Origin of the sequence: Variovorax sp. UC74_104 (assembly GCF_044055375.1) — a bacterium.
In the GTDB taxonomy this organism is placed as follows: domain Bacteria; phylum Pseudomonadota; class Gammaproteobacteria; order Burkholderiales; family Burkholderiaceae_C; genus Variovorax.
Genome location: NZ_CP171978.1, coordinates 5,729,684 through 5,752,112, shown reverse-complemented (window position 1 = coordinate 5,752,112; position 22,429 = coordinate 5,729,684). Strand labels below are relative to the sequence as shown.

Annotated in this window: 30 protein-coding genes, 1 tRNA gene and 1 pseudogene; 26 read left to right on the top strand and 6 right to left on the bottom strand. The window is 62.6% G+C overall.

Translation table 11 applies throughout. The features are described from left to right. Nucleotides 1-100: 100 nt before the first annotated feature. The 6 genes from ACHMXA_RS26980 (at nt 101) to ACHMXA_RS26955 (ending at nt 5,490) form a co-directional block, all read left to right on the top strand. Nucleotides 101-544 carry a peptidylprolyl isomerase gene (locus ACHMXA_RS26980; protein WP_019656687.1) on the top strand — a complete coding sequence of 148 codons (444 nt, stop codon included), beginning with the start codon at nt 101-103 and terminating at the stop codon, nt 542-544. Then, on the top strand, nt 541-1,509 hold the full coding sequence (gene ispH, locus ACHMXA_RS26975) for a 4-hydroxy-3-methylbut-2-enyl diphosphate reductase (protein ID WP_176663017.1): 969 nt from the start codon (nt 541-543) through the stop codon (nt 1,507-1,509). The genes ACHMXA_RS26980 and ispH overlap by 4 nt, the downstream gene beginning before the upstream one ends. Continuing rightward, on the top strand, nt 1,506-2,471 hold the full coding sequence (locus ACHMXA_RS26970) for a threonine/serine dehydratase (RefSeq protein ID WP_395317035.1): 966 nt from the start codon (nt 1,506-1,508) through the stop codon (nt 2,469-2,471). Before ispH ends, ACHMXA_RS26970 begins: the two co-directional genes overlap by 4 nt. 145 nt (nt 2,472-2,616) lie before the next feature. After that, nucleotides 2,617-3,948 (top strand): serine--tRNA ligase, encoded by a 1,332-nt coding sequence (gene serS, locus ACHMXA_RS26965; RefSeq protein ID WP_395317034.1) that lies wholly within the window; start codon nt 2,617-2,619, stop codon nt 3,946-3,948. A gap of 59 nt (nt 3,949-4,007) precedes the next feature. Continuing rightward, nucleotides 4,008-4,097: transfer RNA gene (locus ACHMXA_RS26960), tRNA-Ser, on the top strand. 175 nt (nt 4,098-4,272) lie between these two features. Then, complete coding sequence (locus tag ACHMXA_RS26955) at nt 4,273-5,490, top strand: tyrosine-type recombinase/integrase (protein WP_395317033.1); 1,218 nt, start codon at nt 4,273-4,275, stop codon at nt 5,488-5,490. 54 nt (nt 5,491-5,544) lie between these two features. Here ACHMXA_RS26955 and ACHMXA_RS26950 read toward each other — a convergent pair whose 3' ends face one another. Continuing rightward, nucleotides 5,545-6,045 carry a hypothetical protein gene (locus ACHMXA_RS26950; RefSeq protein WP_395317032.1) on the bottom strand — a complete coding sequence of 167 codons (501 nt, stop codon included), beginning with the start codon at nt 6,043-6,045 and terminating at the stop codon, nt 5,545-5,547. Nucleotides 6,046-6,109: 64 nt separating this feature from the next. Between ACHMXA_RS26950 and ACHMXA_RS26945 the strand changes: the two genes are divergently transcribed. The 19 genes from ACHMXA_RS26945 to ACHMXA_RS26855 all read left to right on the top strand — a co-directional run bounded on the left by ACHMXA_RS26945 (nt 6,110) and on the right by ACHMXA_RS26855 (nt 18,457). Next, nucleotides 6,110-6,400, top strand: a complete 291-nt coding sequence (locus tag ACHMXA_RS26945) for a hypothetical protein (RefSeq protein ID WP_395317031.1) — start codon at nt 6,110-6,112, stop codon at nt 6,398-6,400. Nucleotides 6,401-6,422: 22 nt separating this feature from the next. Further along, nucleotides 6,423-6,563 (top strand): hypothetical protein, encoded by a 141-nt coding sequence (locus ACHMXA_RS26940; protein WP_395317030.1) that lies wholly within the window; start codon nt 6,423-6,425, stop codon nt 6,561-6,563. A 148-nt stretch (nt 6,564-6,711) separates the two neighbouring features. Further along, nucleotides 6,712-7,143, top strand: a complete 432-nt coding sequence (locus tag ACHMXA_RS26935) for a hypothetical protein (RefSeq protein WP_395317029.1) — start codon at nt 6,712-6,714, stop codon at nt 7,141-7,143. A 130-nt stretch (nt 7,144-7,273) separates the two neighbouring features. Further along, nucleotides 7,274-7,702: a hypothetical protein gene (locus ACHMXA_RS26930; protein WP_395317028.1), complete on the top strand. Its 429-nt coding sequence runs from the start codon at nt 7,274-7,276 to the stop codon at nt 7,700-7,702. A gap of 25 nt (nt 7,703-7,727) precedes the next feature. Then, the gene (locus ACHMXA_RS26925) at nt 7,728-8,360 is read left to right on the top strand and encodes a hypothetical protein (RefSeq protein ID WP_395317027.1); all 633 of its coding nucleotides are present in this window, start codon (nt 7,728-7,730) and stop codon (nt 8,358-8,360) included. After that, a complete protein-coding gene (locus ACHMXA_RS26920) occupies nt 8,357-8,653 on the top strand; it encodes a hypothetical protein (protein WP_395317026.1) in 297 nt (98 codons plus the stop codon). The genes ACHMXA_RS26925 and ACHMXA_RS26920 overlap by 4 nt, the downstream gene beginning before the upstream one ends. 182 nt (nt 8,654-8,835) lie before the next feature. Then, on the top strand, nt 8,836-9,063 hold the full coding sequence (locus ACHMXA_RS26915; protein WP_395317025.1) for a helix-turn-helix transcriptional regulator: 228 nt from the start codon (nt 8,836-8,838) through the stop codon (nt 9,061-9,063). A gap of 6 nt (nt 9,064-9,069) precedes the next feature. Further along, complete coding sequence (locus tag ACHMXA_RS26910; protein WP_395317024.1) at nt 9,070-9,387, top strand: hypothetical protein; 318 nt, start codon at nt 9,070-9,072, stop codon at nt 9,385-9,387. A 65-nt stretch (nt 9,388-9,452) separates the two neighbouring features. Beyond that, nucleotides 9,453-10,400: a hypothetical protein gene (locus tag ACHMXA_RS26905; RefSeq protein ID WP_395317023.1), complete on the top strand. Its 948-nt coding sequence runs from the start codon at nt 9,453-9,455 to the stop codon at nt 10,398-10,400. A 48-nt stretch (nt 10,401-10,448) separates the two neighbouring features. Continuing rightward, nucleotides 10,449-10,859 (top strand): hypothetical protein, encoded by a 411-nt coding sequence (locus ACHMXA_RS26900; protein ID WP_395317022.1) that lies wholly within the window; start codon nt 10,449-10,451, stop codon nt 10,857-10,859. A gap of 89 nt (nt 10,860-10,948) precedes the next feature. Further along, nucleotides 10,949-11,575, top strand: coding sequence for a hypothetical protein (locus tag ACHMXA_RS26895; protein ID WP_395317021.1), 627 nt, complete (start codon nt 10,949-10,951; stop codon nt 11,573-11,575). After that, nucleotides 11,572-12,027 carry a hypothetical protein gene (locus tag ACHMXA_RS26890; RefSeq protein ID WP_395317020.1) on the top strand — a complete coding sequence of 152 codons (456 nt, stop codon included), beginning with the start codon at nt 11,572-11,574 and terminating at the stop codon, nt 12,025-12,027. Before ACHMXA_RS26895 ends, ACHMXA_RS26890 begins: the two co-directional genes overlap by 4 nt. A 3-nt stretch (nt 12,028-12,030) precedes the next feature. Beyond that, nucleotides 12,031-12,441, top strand: a complete 411-nt coding sequence (locus ACHMXA_RS26885; RefSeq protein ID WP_395317019.1) for a DUF5681 domain-containing protein — start codon at nt 12,031-12,033, stop codon at nt 12,439-12,441. Then, a complete protein-coding gene (locus tag ACHMXA_RS26880; protein WP_395317018.1) occupies nt 12,438-12,695 on the top strand; it encodes a hypothetical protein in 258 nt (85 codons plus the stop codon). The genes ACHMXA_RS26885 and ACHMXA_RS26880 overlap by 4 nt, the downstream gene beginning before the upstream one ends. Beyond that, a complete protein-coding gene (locus ACHMXA_RS26875; RefSeq protein WP_395317017.1) occupies nt 12,692-14,620 on the top strand; it encodes a glycosyl hydrolase family 28-related protein in 1,929 nt (642 codons plus the stop codon). The genes ACHMXA_RS26880 and ACHMXA_RS26875 overlap by 4 nt, the downstream gene beginning before the upstream one ends. Before the next feature lie 37 nt (nt 14,621-14,657). After that, nucleotides 14,658-14,927, top strand: a complete 270-nt coding sequence (locus ACHMXA_RS26870; protein WP_395317016.1) for a hypothetical protein — start codon at nt 14,658-14,660, stop codon at nt 14,925-14,927. Between the two features lie 95 nt (nt 14,928-15,022). Then, nucleotides 15,023-16,639 carry a hypothetical protein gene (locus ACHMXA_RS26865; protein ID WP_395317015.1) on the top strand — a complete coding sequence of 539 codons (1,617 nt, stop codon included), beginning with the start codon at nt 15,023-15,025 and terminating at the stop codon, nt 16,637-16,639. 10 nt (nt 16,640-16,649) lie between these two features. Beyond that, a complete protein-coding gene (locus ACHMXA_RS26860) occupies nt 16,650-16,982 on the top strand; it encodes a phage protein NinX family protein (RefSeq protein WP_395317014.1) in 333 nt (110 codons plus the stop codon). A 353-nt stretch (nt 16,983-17,335) separates the two neighbouring features. Beyond that, on the top strand, nt 17,336-18,457 hold the full coding sequence (locus ACHMXA_RS26855) for an acyltransferase family protein (RefSeq protein WP_395317013.1): 1,122 nt from the start codon (nt 17,336-17,338) through the stop codon (nt 18,455-18,457). A 193-nt stretch (nt 18,458-18,650) separates the two neighbouring features. On the opposite strand, the gene ACHMXA_RS26850 is transcribed toward ACHMXA_RS26855, so the two are convergent. From ACHMXA_RS26850 to ACHMXA_RS26830, 5 genes are all read right to left on the bottom strand, one after another. Continuing rightward, nucleotides 18,651-19,178 (bottom strand): hypothetical protein, encoded by a 528-nt coding sequence (locus ACHMXA_RS26850; protein WP_395317012.1) that lies wholly within the window; start codon nt 19,176-19,178, stop codon nt 18,651-18,653. A 107-nt stretch (nt 19,179-19,285) separates the two neighbouring features. Next, nucleotides 19,286-19,780: a hypothetical protein gene (locus tag ACHMXA_RS26845; RefSeq protein ID WP_395317011.1), complete on the bottom strand. Its 495-nt coding sequence runs from the start codon at nt 19,778-19,780 to the stop codon at nt 19,286-19,288. Continuing rightward, on the bottom strand, nt 19,777-19,971 hold the full coding sequence (locus ACHMXA_RS26840) for a hypothetical protein (protein ID WP_395317010.1): 195 nt from the start codon (nt 19,969-19,971) through the stop codon (nt 19,777-19,779). Before ACHMXA_RS26840 ends, ACHMXA_RS26845 begins: the two co-directional genes overlap by 4 nt. Nucleotides 19,972-20,410: 439 nt before the next feature. Further along, nucleotides 20,411-21,226, bottom strand: coding sequence for a class I SAM-dependent methyltransferase (locus ACHMXA_RS26835; RefSeq protein WP_395317009.1), 816 nt, complete (start codon nt 21,224-21,226; stop codon nt 20,411-20,413). Further along, on the bottom strand, nt 21,223-21,612 hold the full coding sequence (locus ACHMXA_RS26830) for a cupin domain-containing protein (RefSeq protein ID WP_176663013.1): 390 nt from the start codon (nt 21,610-21,612) through the stop codon (nt 21,223-21,225). The genes ACHMXA_RS26835 and ACHMXA_RS26830 overlap by 4 nt, the downstream gene beginning before the upstream one ends. A gap of 141 nt (nt 21,613-21,753) precedes the next feature. Here ACHMXA_RS26830 and ACHMXA_RS26825 point away from each other — a divergent pair. Beyond that, nucleotides 21,754-22,392, top strand: a pseudogene (locus tag ACHMXA_RS26825) (BTAD domain-containing putative transcriptional regulator); the annotation flags it as partial. Nucleotides 22,393-22,429 lie beyond the last annotated feature (37 nt).

Sequence of the window (22,429 nt, the reverse complement as noted above, 5' to 3'; positions counted from 1 at the left end):
CGGGGGTGAAACCTTGGCGGAGCCGGGTGGAAGCCCCGGTCCTTAAAATGAGGCCAGTTTATCGGGACACCTCCCCGTCTTCGCACACATCAGCTGCTCCATGTCCCAAGTCGTGAATTCCGGCTCCTTTCTCACCCTGCACTACCGGCTGGCCGGTCCGGCGGGCGACATCATCAACACCTTCGCCGACAAGCCTGCGACCCTGTCGCTCGGCACCGGCGAGCTTTCTCCCGCCATGGAGCAGCGCCTGATGGGCCTGGAGGAGGGCACGCATGCCACCTTCGAGCTGCCCGCCGGCGAAGCCTTCGGCGAGCGCAACCCCGACATGCAGCAATGGGTGGCCCGAAAGCTGCTCGCGCAGATGGGCGACCCCGACGAGCAGTACGCCGTGGGCGACGTGGTGCAGTTCCCCACGCCCGACGGCACGGGCAGCTATGCGGGCGCTGTCATCGAGTCGAACGACACCGCGGTGCGCTTCGACTTCAACCACCCGCTCGCGGGCCAGCCCGTGACCTTCGAAGTGAAGCTCATCGGCGTGCTATGAATCCCGGAATCTCCGAAGTCATCCTGGCCGAGCCGCGCGGTTTCTGCGCGGGCGTGGACCGCGCCATCGAGATCGTCGAGCGCGCCATCGCGAAGTTCGGCGCGCCGATCTACGTGCGCCACGAGATCGTGCACAACACCTACGTGGTGAACGAGCTCAAGGCCAAGGGCGCGATCTTCATCGAGGAGCTCTCCGACGTGCCGCCCGGCGCCACGCTGGTGTTCAGCGCGCACGGCGTGAGCAAGGCGGTGGAGCAGGAGGCGCGCGACCGTGGCTTCTCGATCTTCGACGCGACCTGCCCGCTGGTGACCAAGGTGCACGTCGAGGTCGCCAAGCTCGCGAAGGAAGGCTACGAGTTCATCATGATCGGCCACAAGGGGCACCCCGAGGTCGAGGGAACGATGGGCCAGCTTTCCAGTGGCATCCACCTGGTGGAAGACGTGGAAGACGTGGCCAGGGTCGCCCCGGGGCAGACCGACAAGCTCGCCGTGGTCACGCAGACCACGCTCAGCGTGGACGACGCCGCCGACATCGCCGCCGCCGTGCGCGCGCGCTTTCCCAAGGTTCGAGAGCCCAAGCAGCAGGACATCTGCTACGCCACGCAGAACCGCCAGGACGCGGTGAAGATCATGAGCCCGCAGGTCGACCTCGTGATCGTGGTGGGCAGCCCCACCAGCTCCAACAGCAACCGCCTGCGCGAACTGGCGCAGCGCCTGGGCACCGAGAGCTACATGGTCGACTCGGCCGCCGAACTCAAGCCAGAGTGGTTCGAGGGCAAGGCGCGCATCGGCATCACCGCCGGTGCCTCGGCGCCCGAGGTGCTGGTGCGCGACGTGATCGACCAGGTGCGCGCGTTCGGCGCGGTGTCGGTCCGCAAGATGGACGGCATCGAGGAAACCATCAAGTTCCCGCTGCCCAAGGGCCTCAAGCTCGACGACATTCCTCCCCCTGGACACATCTCTTGAACACCACGCAGACCGCCGGCTGGCGCTCCCAAATAGATAGCGCATCGCAACGCCTGGCCGAGCGCGCCGGCCACTTCCTGCGCCAGACGCCGCTGTGGAAGCTGCCGGCTTCGGCCGTCGGCATCGACGCGAGCGGCGCGGAAATCTGGCTCAAGCTGGAGCACATGCAGGTCAGCGGCAGTTTCAAGGCGCGCGGCATGATGAACCGGCTCCTGGCCAACGACATTCCGCAAAGCGGCGTGATCGTCGCCTCGGGCGGCAACGCGGGCATCGCCACCGCGGCCGCGGCGCGAGCGCTGGACGTGCCCTGCCAGGTGTTCCTGCCCGGCGTTTCGCCCGAAGCCAAGCGCGCGCGGCTGCGTGCGCTGGGCGCCGAGGTGGTCGTGGTCGGCGATCTGTATCCCGATGCGCTGGCCGCCTGCCTGACGCGCCAGAAGGAATCGGGCGCCTTGCTCACCCACGCCTACGACCAGCCTGAAGTGGTGGCCGGCGCCGGCACGCTGGGCCGCGAGATCGAACAGCAGGGCGGCCTGCCCGACGCGGTGCTCGTGAGCGTGGGCGGCGGCGGCCTGATCGGCGGTCTTGCCGGCTGGTTCGAGAAGCGCTCCCGCGTGGTCGCGCTGGAGCCCGAGAAGGCGCCGACGCTGTGCCGCGCCCGCGAGGCCGGCGAGCCGGTCGACGTGGAAGTGGGCGGCATCGCCGCCGATTCGCTGGGCGCGCGCCGCATCGGTGCCATCGCCTGGGAGATCACGCAACAGCACGTGCAGGACGCGCTGCTGCTGTCCGACGAATCCATCCGCGCGGCCCAGCAGTGGCTCTGGAAGGAGCTGAAGCTGGCCGTGGAACCGGCCGCCGCGCTGCCGCTGGCGGCGCTGCAGACCGGTGCCTACAAGCCGCGCGCGGGCGAGAAGGTCTGCCTGATCGTCTGCGGGGCGAACGTCGATCCCGCGACGGTCGCCTGACGGCTTCCTGCTTCTCGCAATTCGTCTTCCAGGCTGCGCCCAGCCTGTCGGCGGGCATGCCGAAGCCCCTGGCCCGCAACCGTGGGCCGCAGGGCATCGTCAGCCTGCCGCCTTCGGCCAACGTACGCCCACCTAAAATCCCCCCATGCTCGACATCACCCTGCTCCGCAAAGACCTGGCCTCCGCAGTGGCCGGCCTCGAAAAACGCAAGAAGAACCAGCCGTACCTCGACGTCTTGGCATTCACCGCCCTCGAAGCCGAACGCAAGACGCTGCAGACCCGCACCGAGGAAATCCAGGCCCGCCGCAATGCGCTGAACAAGCAGATCGGCCCGCTCAAGGCCAAGGGCGAATCGACCGACGCGCTGATGGCCGAAGTGAATGCGCTGAAGGCCGAGCAGGAATCGCAATCCAAGCGCCTCGACGAGATCCAGCCGGAGCTGCACGCGCTGCTGCTGGCGGTGCCCAACCTGCCGCACGCCAGCGTCCCGGTCGGCGAGGACGAGACAGGCAACGTCGAGATGCGCCGCTGGGCTCCCAAGGGCGGTGCGGGCGCCAACGCCACGCCGCTGGGCTTCGCGCCCAAGGATCACGTCGACCTCGGCGCTCCGCTGGGCCTGGACTTCGAAACGGGCGCCAAGCTCGCGGGCTCGCGCTTCACCGTGATGAAGGGCCCGATCGCCCGCCTGCACCGCGCGCTCGCGCAGTTCATGCTCGACATCCAGACCGAGAAGCACGGCTACAGCGAGTGCTACGTGCCTTACATCGTCAACGCCGCCACGCTGAGCGGCACCGGCCAGCTGCCCAAGTTCGAGGGCGACCTGTTCGCCGCGAAGAAGGGCGGCCAGGACGGCGAGCCGGCGCCCGACCACTCGGCGCTGTACCTCATCCCGACCAGCGAAGTGCCGCTGACGAATTTCGTGCGCGACGAGGTGGTGCCCGAGTCGCAACTGCCGATCAAGCTCACCGCCCACACGCCGTGCTTCCGCTCCGAAGCCGGCAGCGCGGGCCGCGACACGCGCGGCATGATCCGCCAGCACCAGTTCGACAAGGTTGAGATGGTGCAGATCGTGCACCCCGAGAAGAGCTACGACGCGCTCGAACAGATGACCGGCCACGCCGAGGCCGTGCTGCAGGCGCTGGAGCTGCCGTATCGCGTGGTGCTGCTGTGCACCGGCGACATGGGCTTCGGCTCCACCAAGACCTACGACCTCGAAGTCTGGCTGCCGGCTCAGGACACCTATCGCGAGATCAGCTCCGTCTCCAACTGCGAAGCCTTCCAGGCGCGCCGCCTGCAGGCTCGCTTCAAGAACGCCCAGGGCAAGAACGAACTGGTGCACACCCTCAACGGCTCCGGCCTGGCGGTGGGCCGCACGCTCGTGGCCGTGCTCGAGAATCATCAGAACGAAGACGGCTCGATCAACGTGCCCGCCGCGTTGCGCCCGTACCTCGGCGGACTCGAAGTTTTGAAGGCCTGATCGCAGGGGGCTTCAAAAGCCCCGCTTTTCTCTGCTAGAATCGCAGGCTCGACAGCACCGGAGAGGTGGCAGAGTGGTCGAATGTACCTGACTCGAAATCAGGCGTACTAGCGATAGTACCGAGGGTTCGAATCCCTCCCTCTCCTCCAGCGATACATCCCGCTGAGTGCCGCAAGGCACCGAAACAAGCACTAAAGCCCCGCCAGCCGGGGCTTTTTTGTGCCCGGTTGTCCCATGCAGCACTTTGACAGCCCGATCAAAACGGGGGCACATTTGGGGGCATAACCCGCGACTCGCGCGCCCCCTCTCCCGAAATGCCCCCAAATGCCGCTCACGGACACCGCCTGCAAGAACGCGAAATGCGCTGAAGGCCGCGCTTACCAACGCTTCGCCGATAGCGGCGGTCTCTACCTGGAAGTCACCGCCGCGGGCAGCAAGCTCTGGCGCTGGAAGTACCGCTTCAACGCCAAGGAAAAGAGACTCGCGATCGGCATCTATCCAGAGGTGACATTGGCGCAGGCACGGCGCGCTCGAGATGACGCGCGCCTGGTGCTGAAGGACGGCGCAGATCCAGCCCAGACCAAGGCGGATGCGAAGCTCAGCGCGCGCGTCAGCGTCGGCAACACCTTCGAGGCGGTGGCCAGGGCTTGGCATGAGCACTGGAAGACCGGTAAGTCTGAGCGCCACGCCGGCTATGTCCTGGCCCGGCTTCAGGCGGATGTCTTCCCCGATCTCGGAAAGAAGCCGATCGCATTGATCACCGCGCCTCAACTATTGGCGGTCGCGAAGAAGATCGAAGCCCGCGGTGCGGTGGATATCGCAAAACGCGCGTGGCAGACCTGCAGCCAGATCCTCAGGTATGCCATCGCGCACGGCATCATCGAGCGGAACCCCGCCAGCGATGTGAAGCCATCCGACGCGCTGAAGCCGCGCACCAAGGGCCACTTCGCCCGCATCGAGCCCAAGGAGTTGCCCGAGCTCCTGCGAAAGATCGAGGCGTACCAAGGCTCAGCCGTGACTAGGCTGGCCATGAAGCTGATGGTGCTCACCTTCGTGCGGACAGGCGAGTTGATCGGCGCGCGCTGGGACGAGTTCGACCTTGAGGCTGCCGAGTGGCGCATTCCTGCCGAGCGGATGAAGATGAAGACGCCGCACATCGTGCCGCTGTCGACTCAGGCGGTGGAGATCCTCGGCGCTATCCATGAGCTGCGCGGCTTGAGCGGCCTGCTGTTTCCGGGGGAGCGCGACCACGAAAAGCCAATGTCCAACGGAACCATCCTGGGGGCGCTCAAGCGCATGGGCTATGCCGGCCGGATGACGGGGCATGGCTTCCGCGGCATCGCGTCGACGATCCTTCACGAGCAAGGGCATCGTCACGACATCATCGAGCTGCAACTCGCGCACCAGGAGCGCGACGAGGTGAGCGCGGCTTACAACTTCGCGACTTACCTGCCTCAGCGCCGAAAGATGATGCAGGAGTGGGCGGACCACCTCGACCACTTGCGGCGAGGCGCAAAGGTGGTGGCGCTCAAGGCGGCATGAGCTCACCGGTTGAATCAGATCGCTGCGCAATGTGAAGTTGCACAGGTCGAGAGGCTACTTGATGCTGTCGTGGTACACCTTGTTGAAGTGCGTCATGCCTTCATAGGTGTCGGTTTTCTCCAGCTTGCAAATGCTGTCGGACTGCGAAAAGCTCCCGCTGGACTCGATCTCGTCGGCGTGCCGCATCATGCAGTTGTCGTAGACCTTCTCTGCGAACTGCTTCGTCAGCACGAACGCCGCCACTCGGCGGTCTCGGCCGTCGCGGATCTCGCGCAGCTTACTGTCGTACATGAACTTGGCGCCTTTCTCGGCGGCCATCGATCTCACTGTGCAGAACAGATAGTCGCCGTCATTCTTCGCGGTGGCGTTGCATGCCGAGAGAAAAATTTGAGGCGACATCACAAGGGCTGCGGCCGCAGCGCCCTTGGTTCGTTCTTGATCGGCCGTTTGCGCTTCGGCCAACGGCGTCCACAAGGCGAGGGCGAGTATTGCGGTGCGGGGGATGCCCCCCATTCGCACGAAGCCACCTTGTACTACCGCCGCAAGTCGCCTCATCGCATCTCCTTGTGACTGCGCCACTTATTAATTCGCTTTCAACCTTCTCATCCTAGCGGAAGCCGTGCGGGTGCTGGCCCGTCTTGGGCTTGCTGACGAAGCGGGCAGCCTTGGCGACCTCCTTAGCCCGACCCTGCTGCACAACTTCGCGCTGCTCGTCCTTAGGGAGCGCTGCGGCCTTGGCCGCAGCGCTGACGGCGACCTCGCCACGCTCAACGGCGTGGACCAATTCTTCGTCGCGTTCATGAAGCACCTTCGCGGCCGCAGCGACGCTTCGCGTGCTGACATTGAGCATCTGCGCGGCATCCGCTTGGCTGACCTGCGAGCCATTCGGCAAATTTGCCGAATGCTCTGAGACTCGGTCGCCACCAACTTTCATGTTCGCCAACTTCGCAGCCACCGCAGCACGCTGGCTTTACTCGATGGCCACACAGGTCCTGCGTCTAGGTGAATTTGAATTCTTGCCCTATAAATCAATTAAATGCAAGCTGGTGTTTGTACGTGCGGAAATTGATTGATAGGTCATTAAATCAATTGCACAATGTGTGCATGTCCCCTAACGAACTTACCGGTCGAGGCGGAGCTGGCAGAGGCCAAGGTCGAAAGCCGATCTCCGAAGACGCCAGGCCCTACAAGCTACTTCTGCCATCCGAGCTCCGCATCAAGTTGGACGAACTGGGCGGGGCGGAGTGGTTGCGATCTCAGTTGTCTCTCGCTGCCTACCTCGACGAAATCAATCTAGATCACGCAATGAACCTCGCAGCTCGATACATCAATGCGATGCGGCAACTGCCGCAGTACTTCAGCAACCTGGACCATCGCGGGCCTTTGACTCATGTACTTACGGGCGTGCGCGTGTTGCCGGTCGGCGATCTAACTGACCCGGAGGATGACAGTGGGATCTTGGAAGTGATTTACCCGGGAGGGCATAGGGTGGAGGTGAACGGTCACGCGCTTTATCAGATGGCGTTGGCTGAGGGGGTTCGATGGGAGATCGACAGCAACATCGACGACATTCCGCCCCGAAAGCGTGATGTCTATCAAGCGCGTATTGCCGACCTTGATGAGCACTTGCGTCGCAAGCATTCTCTGATCTAGGGTCGATTGAGCATATGAGCTCGCTGGTCAGCCGAGGAGCACGCTGACCAAAAGCGAACGGCCACAGGGGGTAGGAGCCCTGCAGCCGTTCTAACCACAACGTGCAACAACCTTGAAAGGACCGCACATCATGGCCAAAGAGATTATCGCCTCTTGTGAGGCATCGCCCGAAGGCAATGGAGTAGCTGCAAAAGGCAGCATCTTTGATCCGGCTGGAGGGAGGCCGATTCGCCAGCTTGAGGACGATCCGAGGTACGCTGGCTATCCCTTCGTGATCGATCAGGCGAGCCCCACGCTCATCACACTTCAGTTGAAGCCGCGTGCGGGGGAATTCCCCGGGTACTCGGAATTCCTCGAGGTCGCAGACCAGTGCGGCTTTCGCATGCCTTGGCTTGGCCCGCAGATGCTCGGCCTGATCTCGAACGACACGCGAAAGCTGATCGCGCCGTTTCGTTCCATCGGCGGAGGCCGATGGGGAAAGCCAATTGACCAGGTCGTGATCCAGATCGACCCGGAGGCCAGTCTGATCGAGGAGTCTGCTGGGCAACGGCTCGATTGATGCATGGAGCGATCTTGCTGAAGCGTTGAACGCCGACACGGTGGACGGCGTTGGAAATCTGGTCGGCGAGGAAGCCCTGCAAGCGCTGGCCGATCACATCACCGCCGTGATGAGCCGCCGCTACTGTGCGGCGATGACGGACTCCTGCGTCCGACTTCCTGACGGGAGCCTCCGCTACCCCTTGGACGTCTCGTTTCAGAACTTCACCTACGTGAAGGCGCCAGGCAAGAGGATGTCACGGAAGGCCACGTTCAACTACTTTGACGTGCCCGCGCTTCCCTTCTATGCAGCGAGGGCTCAGGCCTTCCGCATGGTCGAAGAGCTGCAGCGCACATTTGCTGCGCACGAGATCAACCGGCCGTCGTTTGGGCCAATGATCGCTGACGCATTCGGCGTTGAACCTCCAAGAGGAGACATGCGCCGAGGCGTAGCGTTGAGAGACAACGTCGTCGCCTGTTTCATTGAGATCCTGGGGACCGTCCTCAAGAACGGGCTTGCAAACACCAATCCTGAATGGCTCCAGAAAAGTGCCGAGCGGTCCGAACGTTGGGCCGCTGATGATGCCGAGCGCCATGCCGCAGCAAAGCGCGACTTCTCGGCGCGGATGAAAGCTGCAAAGGCAGCGAAGAAGGCCGCGCGTGAGGGCGCCGCGTCATGAGTAGGTCGCCGAGCCCACAAGAAGAATTCAGGCACCAGGGCAAGCGGCTTTCCTGGATGCTCTGGCGACTCGCATCATCCGAGCACCGTGGGGCGAACTGGCCGCTGCCTGACCTCGAACTGGGCACTGACGCTGCTGAGAAGATGAATGACTTGATGCGTCAAGTCTGGGATCTTTTCGACCAGGCCGAAGTGATCGAAGTGAGCCCGCATCGTGCGGCTGTGGAACGAGCTCGAGCGGACGGCAGCTTCCAGGATTTCCTCGAGCACCAATGCTTTCGTGCGCCGTCGTAGCGAGCTTCGCTTTCACGACCAAAGCCCCGGACCGCCGGGGCTTTTTCTTTGGTGCTGCTGTCGGCTACATAACCCGCCTTAGGGGTGAGATCGTTGGGACGTCCTGAGGATTGGCGAGGCAGAGGGGTACGCGGTGAGACCAACTCCCGCTGAAATCCAGGGCATCACATCACGAGGTCCAAATGACTGCATCAAAAGCCAATCAGCCCGCCGATCGGGCCGTCGACATCGCAGCACATCCCGCCGCGCTACTCGCATTCCCTGCCGTAAAGGCACTCACTACCTTGAGTCGCTCAGAGCTCTATCGCCGCCTGGCGGCGGGTACGTTCCCCGCGCCAGTGAAGCTCGGCGCGCGCGCGGTTCGTTGGCGCGCCGGCGACGTGGCCACTTATCTCGAAAGCCTGAGGTGACCGGCCATGTCACACAACGAGAACGGCGCCGGCGCGTCGCGAGAAAACGCGCCTGAGAAAGAAGAAAGCCGCCCTGGTACGGCGGCTACTTCGGAATCGCTATCACTGAAATCTGCTCCTATTGTCGACGAGTGCGCGCAGGCTGACAAGGCCTTCGCGACGCTTGCTGCCAGGTTTGCCTTACTGGGGCACGAACTTCACGTCAAGTACTACGAAGGCGGCCGGCGCATCTTCGAGGTTCGGCGCTGGGGCCATGCGCGGACGTTCAGTCATGAACATGATCTGCAGGCCTTTCTGACGCAGATCGGCGGGCCGGCTCGATGAGCGTGCGTGTCAGTGATCGCATGTGGGCCACGGCCATCACGCCGGCTGGCCGAAAGCTCGTCGCCTTGAATCTCGCCGACCGCTGCAACGACGAAGGCGGCCGGCTTTTCGTCTCCATGGCGCGTATTGCCGTCGACTGCGACATGTCCCGGTCTCAAGCGCAGCGCTACGTCCGCTCGCTGATCGACGATGGCCTGCTGTCGGTCGTCGCCAACGGGGCTGGCGGCGCACCGGGTTCAGTACCGCACTATCAGATTCACATCGACCGCTTGGCACCTTCACGCACAGCCAAGGCACCCCCCCAAGTTGAAGAAGAACTGACGGGTAGCACCGGTGCGACGGGTAGCTTGGATGCGACGGGTAGCGCCTGCGCACAGGAGGGGTCGCATGGATGCATGGGAGGGGTAGCACCCGTGCGGCAGACGGGTAGCACCGGTGCGACCCAAACCGTCATTAACCGTAATAGAACCGTTGGTGAACCGAAGAAGACACGCGCGAGCAAGTCGCGCTCACTTCCTGAAGACTTCGCCATCTCCGAACGTGTTCAAGCCTGGGCAGCCGAGAAGGGCTTCGGCGACCTCGACGACCACCTTGAGCACTTCGTCGGTTACGCCAAGGCCAACGGCAAGCGCTATGCCGATTGGGACCAGGCTTTCATGAACGCGGTCCGTGGGAACTGGGCCAAGGTGCCAGGTCAAGGACTTAATTCGCAAGAGCTGCTTGAAAAGCGCAATCGAGCGGTAGGTGCGAAATGGCTGGCCGCTGGCGCGGCCATCTTCGACTACCCGTCGCCGGAGACCCCGGGGGAGGCACGTGAGCGTGTTCAAGCCGTAGCCTCGAGCATTGCTGCTCGCGCGGCCGAGCCCGCATGGCGCACAGAGCAGCGCGCTCGCACCCATCAAGCCGCGCCCGGCGTTGCAGCCGGCAACCCGGGCATCTTTTCAGCGCTTTCCGACGCGCGGCACCGAGCCAACGATGCGATCGAAGCGGAGGCGCGAGATGTCCCTTTCTAAAGCCTGGGTTGATGAGACTCGAACTGGCAAGAGCGGAGGAGACTTCGAATGATCCCGTTGAAAAGCAATGCCGAAGCAATGCGAGAAACAGTGCTTTTCGAGCGTGCCATCGACTCAGCAACAGGGCTTGCCGTGTACCGTGTCGGCTCGCCTGACTGCTGGGTGATCTATGCGCCGACTCCGACAACGGCCGCCGCGTGTGCCTGCCTGCATCGCGTCGCCGCACGGAATGGCGCCTGGGAGCCCGTGTCGGATCTTTGGGGCGGGCGGGGCAGTCGAGATCCGCGCAAGTCGATCAAGGAAGCCCTAGAACGCGCAGCCGCGAAGATTGAGGACGTGTGCCCGAAATTGCGCGCGGTGTTCAAGCGGCTTGAAGTCGTGCTTTGGCCAGACGGTCGAATCATGGCGCGGGTCATGCGACAGACAGTCGGGCCAGTATTCGAAATCACGGTGGCGTAGAAAAACACGCTCCTGGCACGCTCGTAGGACGCTCGTGCATTGCTGGCGGGATGTTCTCTTCGAAGATTGGTCTTCGGAAGGAAACACCCATGACCTATACATCTCGCGCCGCAGCGGTCGAAATGCAGATCCAGCGCCTTGGCCACGAACTGCAGACCCAGCAGCGCGCACTGAGCCAATGCCTCGTAGACCTGGCTACAGATCCGAATAGCTCGGACCTGCGGAAAGAGCGCGAGGAGACAAGCGCGCAAGTCGCCCGACTGCGGAACGAACTCGCTGACATGACGCAGGCGAAGGTCCATGCGGAGCGCTTGGACGCCGGGCTCGAGCGCGACTCCATGCTGGATACCTGTGCCGAGAAGGCCTCGGAAGCGAAGGCGCTTTTCCAGAAGCGCGTGAAGATCACCGAGGAACTCGTGGGCCTGATCGCAACTTTGACTGAGAAGAAGAGGGCCTACGACGAAGTGGACGAGCAATGTCACGAAGTCTTCTGCGCAGCGCTCAGGCCTTTGGTCGACCACGAGCGATTCTTCCAACAGGCCGATATGCAAAGTGGCCGTCTGATCATCCCGCTGTTCGATGAGCTGATGCGCACGGTTGTGCTGCATGCCCATCAACAGCCTCCGCTGGCCGCTGCCAACTGGCACGCCGCTTACAAGACTGATGCTTTGGACCGCGAGCTGGGGCGGGCCAATTCCGCCAAGGTGACGGCATGAGCGATTCCGACTCCGCACTGCACAACGGATCTCTCTACGATCCTGCTAAGACGCACGCGACCGCGTTGCGCGAGATCGAGACGAACGAAATCGAGGGTCTTGCGACGCCCGAGGCTGCAAAAGCAGTAGCTGCGCAATTCGTTCCTGTGTTCGCGCGATACGACATGCAGCCCACGGACGCATCCAATATCGCCGCGGCCGTGTCGCATGTTCGGCGCACTCCTGCAGATGCCGAAACGGTCGCCGGTTGGGCCGCGAAAAGCAAAGACTATCTGCGCTCGGAGTACGGCGACAACGCTGGCCAGGTGCTCGCAGACACGCAGAAGCTGCTGGCGAAAGACCCAGCCTTCAAAGCGTATCTCGACAAGACTCAGCTCGGTTCGCACCCTTCGGTGGTGCGAGCGATGAGCAATACGGCCGTTGCCTTCCGCAAGGCCGGGAAGCTGAAGTGATCGATGGCTTGGGTCAAGGGGCAATCTGGCAACCCAAGTGGGCGCATGCCTCATTCGACGGCGCGGGCTGCGTTGCGGGAGAGTCTGCGCAAAGACGTGCCTGCGATCTTAAAAAAGCTCACGACCCTGGCGAAAGCTGGCGATGTGCAGGCTGCACGCACTCTGCTCGAACGTGTACTCCCGGCACTGAAACCCGAAGCCATGGCGGTGAGCCTGCCCAATGTGGCGGCGGCCAACGGATCGACCGAGCAGGCGTCGCTCGTAATCAGGGCCATTGCCATGGGTGAGCTCGCACCTGATATCGGCGCGCAGTTGCTCGGGGGCCTTGGCCAAATGGCGCGAGTCACCGAAGTGGACCAACTCGCGAAGGAACTAGAAGAGCTTCGCCAAGAGGTAAGGGGGCACAAGAAATGAGCGTTCGCAGTGGCATGGCTGAACTTCGCCGTGAGTTCGAACAACTTCGCAGCGGCCTGGGCGGAGTGATTGGTCTGGCAGAACGCATGTTCGCGCTAAAAGCGGATCGTCTCGCTTCCGGGAAGCTATCCGCCCCCCCGACACGCGATGAGATGGAAGAGACCACGCGTACAAGCCCTCCCGACAGCCTGCGCCACAAGATGGCTGTGCAGGCGTTGAGGGCGCAACAGAACGATGGAGGAATTGATCGATGACAGTACCCGCCACCCCCCGCAAAGCCGGACCCTACGCGGGGAACGGTGTCACCACTTCTTTCCCGTTCACGTTCAAGGTGTTCGCCGAGACGGACATCCAGCCGGTACTGACGGACTCGTTCGGCACGGCGACGAACCTGGTGCTGAACTCCGACTACAGCGTGCTGCTCAACGCGGACCAGGATGCGAACCCCGGCGGCGCCGTCACCTATCCCATTCTCGTCGGCCCGTCGCCGATGCCGGCCGGCTCTACGCTGACGATCATCGGCAACATGACGCTGGACCAGACCACCGATGTCACGAACAGCGGCCGGTTCCTGCCCCAGGTCTACGAGAACGCGCTCGACAAGCTCACCATCCTGATACAGCAGTTGAAGGAGGTGAGCGACCGCACGCTGCAGGCGGCCATCGGCACCACGGTCAAGCTGTTGTTCCCGGCGCCGAGCGCGGGCAAGTTCATCCGCTGGCGCTCCGACCTGACCGGCCTGGAGAACGTGGAGGCCGGCACCGATTCCATCGCACTGCAGGGGTTGCTGGGGGATTCGACCCTCGCAAACCGCGGCGCCGGCATGATCGGCTTCAGCTCGGCCCTGAGCTATCCCGCTGGCACTGCCGGCCTTGCCCTGAAGGGCGTTGCCGACATCCCCAATTCGACCGACGCCACCAAGGGCGCCGCGCTGGTGGGCTACAAGTCCACGGCGACCGGCGCGGTGGGTCGCACACTGGCGGCGAAGCTGTCGGAAATCATCAGCGTCAAGGACTTCGGCGCCGTGGGCGACGGTGTGACGGACGATGCTGCGGCGATCCAGGCGGCGCTGACGCACGCCTACGGCCTGGGTGGCGCGACCGTGATGCTGCCCAAGGGCGTGTACATCGTGGGCGCCGCGCTTGTGTTGCGCGACAACACCACCCTGCAGGGTGCGGGCCTGGGCGCGACGATCATCCGCCAGAAGGCGAGCACGGCGCTTTCATCCACTGTGCAGACGCTGAACGCTTATTCTCTGTTCGGCACCTCCAGCATCGTCGGGCCGCCGGCCATCAACATCCGCGACCTGACCATCGACGGCAACCGGCAGACCGGCGCCACCGGTGACGGCCTCGCGATCTACGCTCCGCTGTTCTCGATCGACAACATCGAGGTGTGCAATACCTCCGGCACGGGTATTCGCACCGAGTTCGGCACGCCTGGCGCGATCCCGCACGGGTATTGCGCGCAGTCGAACATGAACAACAGCTGGATCCACGACTGCAACAGCGCCGGCGTGCGCTGGGGCGGCCCTGCAGACGCCAGCATCGTCAACTGCAACATCTATCGGAACCTGATCTACAACCTGTGGCTGGCGCTGCCGGCTGGCAGCGGAACCAAGGTGACGAATTGCCACATGTGGGGTTCTACGTTCGATGCGCGGCAGGCAGGGACTGGCGTGCGTTGCGACTCCGGCGGCAACCTGCTGGCCAACAACGTGATCGAGGGGTCGACCGTCCACCAGGTGCATCTGCGCAGTGGCGGCAACGTCATCATCGGCGGGAACATCTACTACCTGAGCGACGCGACGAACACTTTCGGCGTGACGCTTGGCGATGCCGGTGTGCCTGTGTCGCTCAACTGCATCAGCACCAAGATCGATGCGTGCCGCGCTGGGGCTATCAATTTCACCAATGACCAGGGCTTGAACAACATATCGGTGACTGGCTACAACAACGGTGCGGTCGGCGGTTTTGGGTATACCGGCACACCGGCTCACAACACGTACATGTATCTCCGAATCGGTGGCGATGCACCGGTTGCCAATTCGTCTGAGTTCCTTGTGCCTGCGACGAACATCAAGTTGACCGGCGGATTTGGCGGCGGCACCGGTGCCTTGTCTGTCGGTGCAGCAGATAGCGCCGGTGCGGGCTACCGATTGCTGCGCATCCAGAACTGAGGTAGCGTCCTAGACGAAGAGTGCCACCCAGCAAAAGGTGGACTTCGCGAAGGAGCAGTCTTCGATTGCCTGGGGGGCGCCTGCGGTTTCGACGCTGATTGCCGCCGGGTACTTCTTCTGTATCTACCGGCTCTTCGTGGTGCCGGCCGATCTTTCGCCGAACGCGTTCCAACTGCTGAACGTGATGTTTGGAGCTCTATCGATCGCCTTGGGGCAGGTCTGCAACTGCTGGCTTAGATCGTCTGCAGGATCCAAGCGCGCCGCCGAATCGGTGCGCAAGATCGCGGAGCAAGCTGGGACCAGGTAGTCTTCCAGAACTGTTCCCGTCTAAGCCCCCCGCCGAAAGGCTTGGGGGGCTTTTTGGCGTCTATGATGCCCGGCTACAGAAGAGGATCGGACGTGATGAGGGCTGTTCAGGATACGCATGTTCAACGACTTTCGGCATTCGCTTGCATAGGGCTGTTCGCGTTGATCTGCGGGCCGCTCTTCTACAACAGCCTCCCGTACCTCGATGACTACTACCTGATCTTGCTGCAGAAGCAGGATGGCTTCTGGTCTCCAGCTCTGACCTTTCAGAGCATGTGGGGGGCATACCGCATCGTCTACACGACGCTGATGGCGCCCCTCTACTCGCTTGGGGACCATCTTTGGATCACGCGCTGTTTTGGCTTGGTCCTTCACATGATCAATGCGTGGCTGCTCTTCCAGATCACGAGATTGTTTTGCTGGGGCGCCCCGGCCCGCTGGCTGGCATTCGCGCTATTTGTCTTCTTCCCTTACTCCCTTGAGGCGGTGGCTTGGCCATCGAACGTCACGCAATATCCGTTCGCTCCCTTCCTGGTCTTGAGCGGGGTGTCGCTGATTCTCACGGCGCGAGAGGCGACCTGGAAGTTGCTGTTTGGATCGGTCCTGATGGGCTTCGCAGTGTGGGTGCACGAGCAGGTCGGGCCGCTGATCATCCTGCTGCTGCTGATCTTGATCGCGGGCATGCCGCGGCGCGGCCGCGTTTTGGTCTCCGCTACAACGTTGGCTATCGTCGCGGCGAACTTCATCATGATCTACGCAACGCGGGGGACGAACCAGAGGCTAACGGGCTCAGGTGCCGGGACCTTGAGCAATGCTTGGCGCAACATTGGCACGGCGCCCCACCTGCTAGATACCACGCCGCTGGGTCCATACTTCTACGCGACTGCTGGGGTGTCGAGCTCGATCTGGTTTTGGGCGCTCGTAGTCGCGATAGGAGCGCTTGTAGGTTACGCCGCAACACGGAGGTCTGTCCCTCGTGAGAGTGGCGGCGTCGCCGAATGGAAGCTGCCAAGCTCGCGGTGGTTCTGGCCAGTGATGGGCATCATGGCTGCTGGCGCATATGCCGTGAGTCTGGTGCCGACGATCATGACGCCGATCCCTTGGCACACCGGCCGGGTGGTCTACATCCCATTTATTGCGTTTGCGCTGGCGTTGGGAATGTTCGCCGAAACGGTGTCGCAGCGCTCTCGATTGGCTGGGGCCACAGTCGCAGTCCTGGCCGCTGTGCTGGCCGTATGGTCGCCCTTGGCGCTGAGAGCCGAGGTCAACGCGATGACCTTTCAGGTGAAGACCAATTTCGGACGCGCCCAGAGCTTCAGGGAGATTCTGGGGCCGGACGCCACGAATGGTAAGGCTGTCATTGTGGTGGGAGGCTACCTGGATGGAGACACTCAACGCCCGCTTTTTGGAGAGCACTTCACTGGCATGACGCCAGCCGAATTCAAGGTGGCCTTGGGCCTGAAGATGCGCTTTCCTCCTGAGTATCCGTTGATCTTGGCGCGCAGCAACTGGGATCACATTTGCCGGGCACAAGACGGGAAGATCAATTTGAACGCTTCACTCTTCGATCCGAAGACAGCTGCGACCGTGGCCGCGGCGGATTCAGTGACATTCGTGATCTGGTCACAAGACCGCTGGGTTGTTCAACGGCCTGGAACGGATCCCGTCGCTTTGCCGAAGATCATGCCCTCTTGCAAAGAGGTGCGGCAGTAGCATTGCCCCCATGAAGACATCTGAACTCACTGGGACGCTGCTCGACTACTGGGTGGCCAGGTCCGAGGGTACGGTCCCAACTGCTGATGCCCAGCTGAAATTCATGCCATCCACGGCATGGGCGCAGGGCGGACCGATCATCGAGCGCGAGAAAATTATGGTCGCTTGGAATGCCAGCGAGTGGATTGCCGGCGTTACCGATTTTGTCGATCGCTCGGAAGGGCATATATCAAAGGGGCCGACGGCATTGGTCGCAGCCATGCGTGCTTTCGTCACCTCAAGGCTGGGCGATGTCGTTTCCGACGATGCGCAAGTTGCAGTCGACAGAAAGAGCAACGGCTAGTCTTCAGGCGTGCCTGAGATTGAGGTGCGGTAGATGGTCGCCGACATCATCGATTCTGAGCAGTGCGCTGAGATTTTCCGATGTACACCCGACCTGATCGAGGAGCTTGCGCGCGCGGGGGGCGGGAGAGCTGGCGCGCATCGCTGATGAACGTGGCGCCGCCGGCACCATCTGCGAGCGCCGGGCCGGCGTAACCGGGTCAGGAGCCCCGACGGGGGCGAAGTAGCACCGCCCTGGTTGAATCGCCGCTCTGCCTTACGGCGGAGGCTTTTGCTTTGTTCTGCTGACCTTGTGTGAGCTCTAAAAGCGCGGCACCTGACGGGATACGCAGCCCTACCCGATAAGATGCACGGATGAGAGAGCGGTACTTGGATGGATTGCGAGGGTGGGCGGCGCTGGTGGTGATGCTGGGGCACACATTGATTGGAATGCTTTGGCCGCATTGGAGCCCTGCGTTCAGACCAACGGTGCTCGACGGCACATTTTCTGTCTACGTGTTCTTCGTTCTGTCAGGCTACGTGCTGAGCGTCGGCTTTTTCTCCACAGGTCGGCGAATGGTTGTGGCAGATCTCGCCTTGAGTCGCTACTTGCGACTGACGATTCCTATTTTGGTCATCAGCACCATTGCGATGGTGTTCATGATGGTCGGCTGGATGCGCAACGTGGAGGCCGGGAAAGCATCTGGAAGTACCCATTGGCTCGCCCAGTTCTATGCGTTCACTCCCAGCATCACAGACGTGCTGCATTTCTCGTTGTGGCGTGTCTACATCGACCCGTCGGCGACCACCTCCTACAACTCTTCGCTCTGGACCATGCCGGTGGAGATGCAGGGCTCCATCTTGGTGTTCGCTTTTCTTCTACTCGTCGGACGATCACGCGCGCTGCGTGTGGTCGGACATGTGGCTTTTTTGGGCGTGACCTTCTGGAGTTCGTCGCCATTCTTCGCGATGGCATTGGGCGTCGCATTGGCTGAGTTTTCTTGTACCTCAAGCCATGTTGCGCTGCGTCAGTCCTCATGGTCCCCCCGTCTCGCCCTGATCCTCGCCATCGGAGCCGTGCTCGCGGCGGGCCTACGTCAAGAAGCTAACGACATCCGGCTTCTCAGCGTCTGCTCAGTCGCAGTGATTTACGCTGTCCTGATCAGCTCTGCGCTGCAGCGACTGCTTTCCACGAGACTTTCGCAGTGGCTCGGCAAGGTTTCGTTCTCGCTCTATCTCGTGCACATCGTGGTGATCTGTAGCCTAGCGTCTTGGTTGTACCTTGCGCTTGGAGATGGGGCTGGGCTCTCACTCGCGAAGTCGGCACTCGTGGGGTTCGTCTGTGTAGTTGTGTGCCTGCTTTCGGCTGCGTTGTTCTTCCCGGTCGAACGACTGGGCATCGTCGCGGGACGAAAGTTCGCTGCAGTCATCCTGCGAACATCCCCGGCAGTGGTTGAGTTGCCCTCAGGCGAAGGACAGTCAGCTGGTAAAGCTTAGGCTGGGCGAGCAGCGCGCCTAGCAGCAGCTGGCGGCTGGCCCTCACTGCAGCGCCACCTCGGAGTCGTCGGCGGCCACCATTACGTCAGGCCTCACCGCTTTGCCGAGCCCTTGCTTCGGTCGCGGTCGGAATGTGTTTGAGGCTGCTTCAGCGCGACTTCGCTGTCGTCGGCAGTGCGGCTCAGCCTAGGCGTCAGGTATCCCAGGGGAGGTGGAGTTTGAATCGTTCTGCGGCTCGCGCACGAAGAGATTCAACGAGCGTAGTCCCCCTTTCGGAGGCACGGTCGAGGGCTTCGAGGCATTTCTGGCACCGATAGATCACCTCTTGGTCCTTCATTTCTTTGTGGCCTGTTGCGATTATTTCCAACGCCATTCGAAAGGCCCTTAGATTGCTGTAGACCAGCACGACGTCTTCGACTAGCGACGCACCGAGCAGCCCTAGATCTCCCACCACTTCTTCAAAATACAGATCGACTGGCCGCTCGACTGGCCGAAGTGCTTCCAAGTCTCGTTGCCCATTCTTGATCATGGCGACGATCATGACGAGGCCATTCCGCAATTCTGGCGCCGCGCCGGCATATGAGCCCAGTTCGCCTGCCAGTCCGGCGGCAAGTGCCGACCCGTTGCGGAAGCGACGGTAGTCTTCCGCGACGAATTGCGTTGCGTACCCCACTATCACGGCCCCCGCCATGGCTATCAGCGCGGCCAGTATTGCAGTCATGGTTTCTCCTCAAGCTGATTTGTTTGGCCGGCAGCGTAGCCCAGCCGATCCGCCGGCGTCCACAGCGGAGACCTGGGAGCCCCGAGTCCTATCAAAGTCGCAGGGCTCTAGATTCCGAGGAGGGTGCGCAACAGTGCGATCGCGTCGGGTGCGTTGTCCATTCCGGCCGACACAAGCTTTTTAGCCGCCTCTTTCAGCGCCTCCGTGGAGAGGGTTGTGATCGCTTTTTTGAGCCGCGACTTCTCTTCGGCTGGCAACTGCGCAGCCTCGACCTTAGCAAGCATCAAGTCGCGAATCGTGTCGGCGTGCAGTTTCACGATGACGGTTCCAAGAACTGCCGTAAGGCCGCCGTCGTCCGCCAGAAAATCTAGGCCTGCCGCGGTAATACGGGCGCCGTCGTATAGCGCAGCGCCTGTGATCGAGAAGGTGATCCCACTTTTTACAAGCCCATGTTCTTCCAAGTAGACGAGGTTTGCCACGATCCGCTCGTCCTCCCCTGATCCGTCGCCTTTGTCTGAGAGCAATTGACCTTTGTCATAGTCTGGATAGACCTCACGCAGCACTTCAAGGATGTGCAACTGCAACTCGCGATCGATCCTCATACCGAACGCTCAGTCGGCCACCGCACGAACGCGAACACCCAGACGATGATCAGATTCACCAGCGGCACCAAGAGCAGAAGCGACCAGGCGCCATGAAAGCCGGCCTTCGAGGCGATGCGCCAGCCGGGCACGAGCACGACGACGAGCCAGAAAATGATGATGATCCAGTGCCAAATGCTGAACGAGCCCATGATCCCTCCGGGTGTTGTGGGGCGTGATCTTGCCGCAACTTGACTTCGCTGGGGTGGCGGGCGCCTCGGGTTCGCTCCCGTCTTGTGGCACGCCTACGAAAGAATGTGCGCTCAACACAACGCTACCTGACCGGCATGAAGCCGAAGAGTGGCGTGAGCCAGTGAGACGAGTAGCAAAACGGATTTGGGGGCATCAGTGGGGGCATCGGAACCAATTCGAATCGGGAAATCCCAGCATTCATGCGGTCTGCGGGTCAACATGCAGCCGCCTCCCTCCCTCCAAGAAGTCAATAAACAAGCGCCTTTCGGGGCGCTTTTTTTTATTTCTTACACCATCGTTCCTACCAATTCGACCGATGGTCGAATTTGGGCGTGTGGCGCGTCGCCGCAACCTTCGGAGAATTGGTTTTGCCTCTCTCTGTTGCTTGACGGCCGCGGATCAACCCACCTCCACCGTCACCCGCAGGAACGTCGCGGCGATCAGGCAGGTGTTGGGGTACTGGCTCTGGTTCTGGCTCTGGAACAGCGTCACCAGCTCCGTGCGCAGTTCGTCGGTGCGCCCCGCCTGGGCTGCGGCGTCGAATGCGTGCATGGTCGGGCCGTAGAACTGCCGGAAGGTGTCGACGAATTCCGCTGCCGAGCTTTTGAAGTCGAAGATGTAGCTGTCGCGTTCCCAGCTAATGGCCTCCGAAGCGACGCCCGCCGCGCCAAAGCGCTCGATGATGTTCGGGGTCGAGCCCCAGCCCATCGGGCTCACGAAACCCTCGGGCGGTGGGGGCGCATACGACGAGCTGATCTTCAGGATCTGCGCCACCAACGTGGGATCGTTCGGGATCCAGTTGCCCATGAGGATGCGGCCGCCCGGACGCGTGACACGCACCATCTCCCGTGCCACGTCGAAGGGCTTGGGCGCGAACATGGCGCCGAACATGCTGATGACGAGGTCGAAGGACTTGTTCTCCAGCCGCAGCTCGCAGGCGTCCCCTTCCTCGAACTGGCAGCTGGCCGACAGCCCGGCCTGGGCCGCCCGCCGGTTGCCCGCGGCTACCAGGTTGGCGGCGATGTCGACGCCCAGCACCTGCGCGCCGAGCTTGGCGGCCGGAATGGCGGTGTTGCCGTCGCCGCAGCCGAGGTCCAGCACCTTCATGCCGGGCGTGATGTGCGCGTGGCGCACGACGTCTTCGCCGCTCTCGCGCATGCTCTCGGCGATGCGGGTGAAGTCGCCTTTTTCCCAGAGGGCCTTGTTCGGGTTCATGACTTCACCTTCTCGATCATGTGGTCGATCACGTGCGTGTGCTCGTGTTGCGGGCTGAACATTACGATCTCCGCGTCGGCGTCGACCTTGACGTTGTGGCCGGGCGGCCAATAGAACAGGTCATTGGTCTGGACGGTCTCCTGCTCCCCGGCGTCGTCGGTGGTGGTGATCTGGCCCTTGATCACGAACCCCCAGTGCGGGCACTGGCAGGAGTTGTGGTTGTTCAGGCCCTGGAACAGCGGCGTCGTGTCGACGCCCGCCGACAGCGTGAAGTACTCGCCGCTGATCTTGCTGTAGCCGGTCGCGTCGCCGAAATTCAGGCGCTGCCGGATCAGGGCACCGGGAATTTCCATCTTCACGTCGACGGCGTCTTTTGCGATATGCATGAGGTACTCCTTGAGGGTCCGCGGGCGCGAGGGTGGTGCGTCTATTCGTTGCACCCGCCAGATTCGATAGACGGCATACTGATGCTCCACGCTTGGCGTTCCTGAAACGTTCCCGGCCCGTGCCGGGGGAAAGGAATCGCGATGTCGCGCCCACCGACTCCGTCGTCCGAAGCCGTGTCCATCCGGCTGCTGGGCCCATTCCACCTGAGCGTGGCCGGCGATGACCCGCAGATTCCACCAGTGCCGCTGACCCGGCGCGCCGCCGAGCTGCTGCAGCTGCTGGCGTTGCAGCCCGGACGCAGCCTGGCGAACGAGCAGGTGGTGGAGGCCCTGTGGCCGCACCTGGACCCCGACGCGGGCAGCGCCAACCTGCGCAAGGCCGCGCACCACGCGCGCCAGTTCATCGGCCAGCCCGACGCCCTGGTGCTGCGAGGCGGCCGCGTTTTCCTGCTGCCCGACCATGCGGTGGCGTGCGACGCCGAGCAGTTCGAGCGCGCAGCGGACGAGGCCCTGCACAGCGGCGACCCGCAGGACTGCAAGGCGGCCGCGCAACTCTACGGTGGCGACCTCCTGCCGGACGCCCGCTACGAAGCCTGGACCGAGGCGCCGCGCCAGCGGTTGCGCGACAAGTTCCTGCGGCTGCTGCGCCAGACCGGCGACCTGGAACGGCTGGTGCGCGAAGACCCCACCGACGAGGTGGCCCATGTCCAGCTGATGCGCGAGGAACTGGCGGCCGGGAGACGCTCTTCGGCGCTGCGCTGGTACGGCCACCTGCGCGACCATCTGCAGCAGACCCTCGACCTGCGCCCCGGCCCGT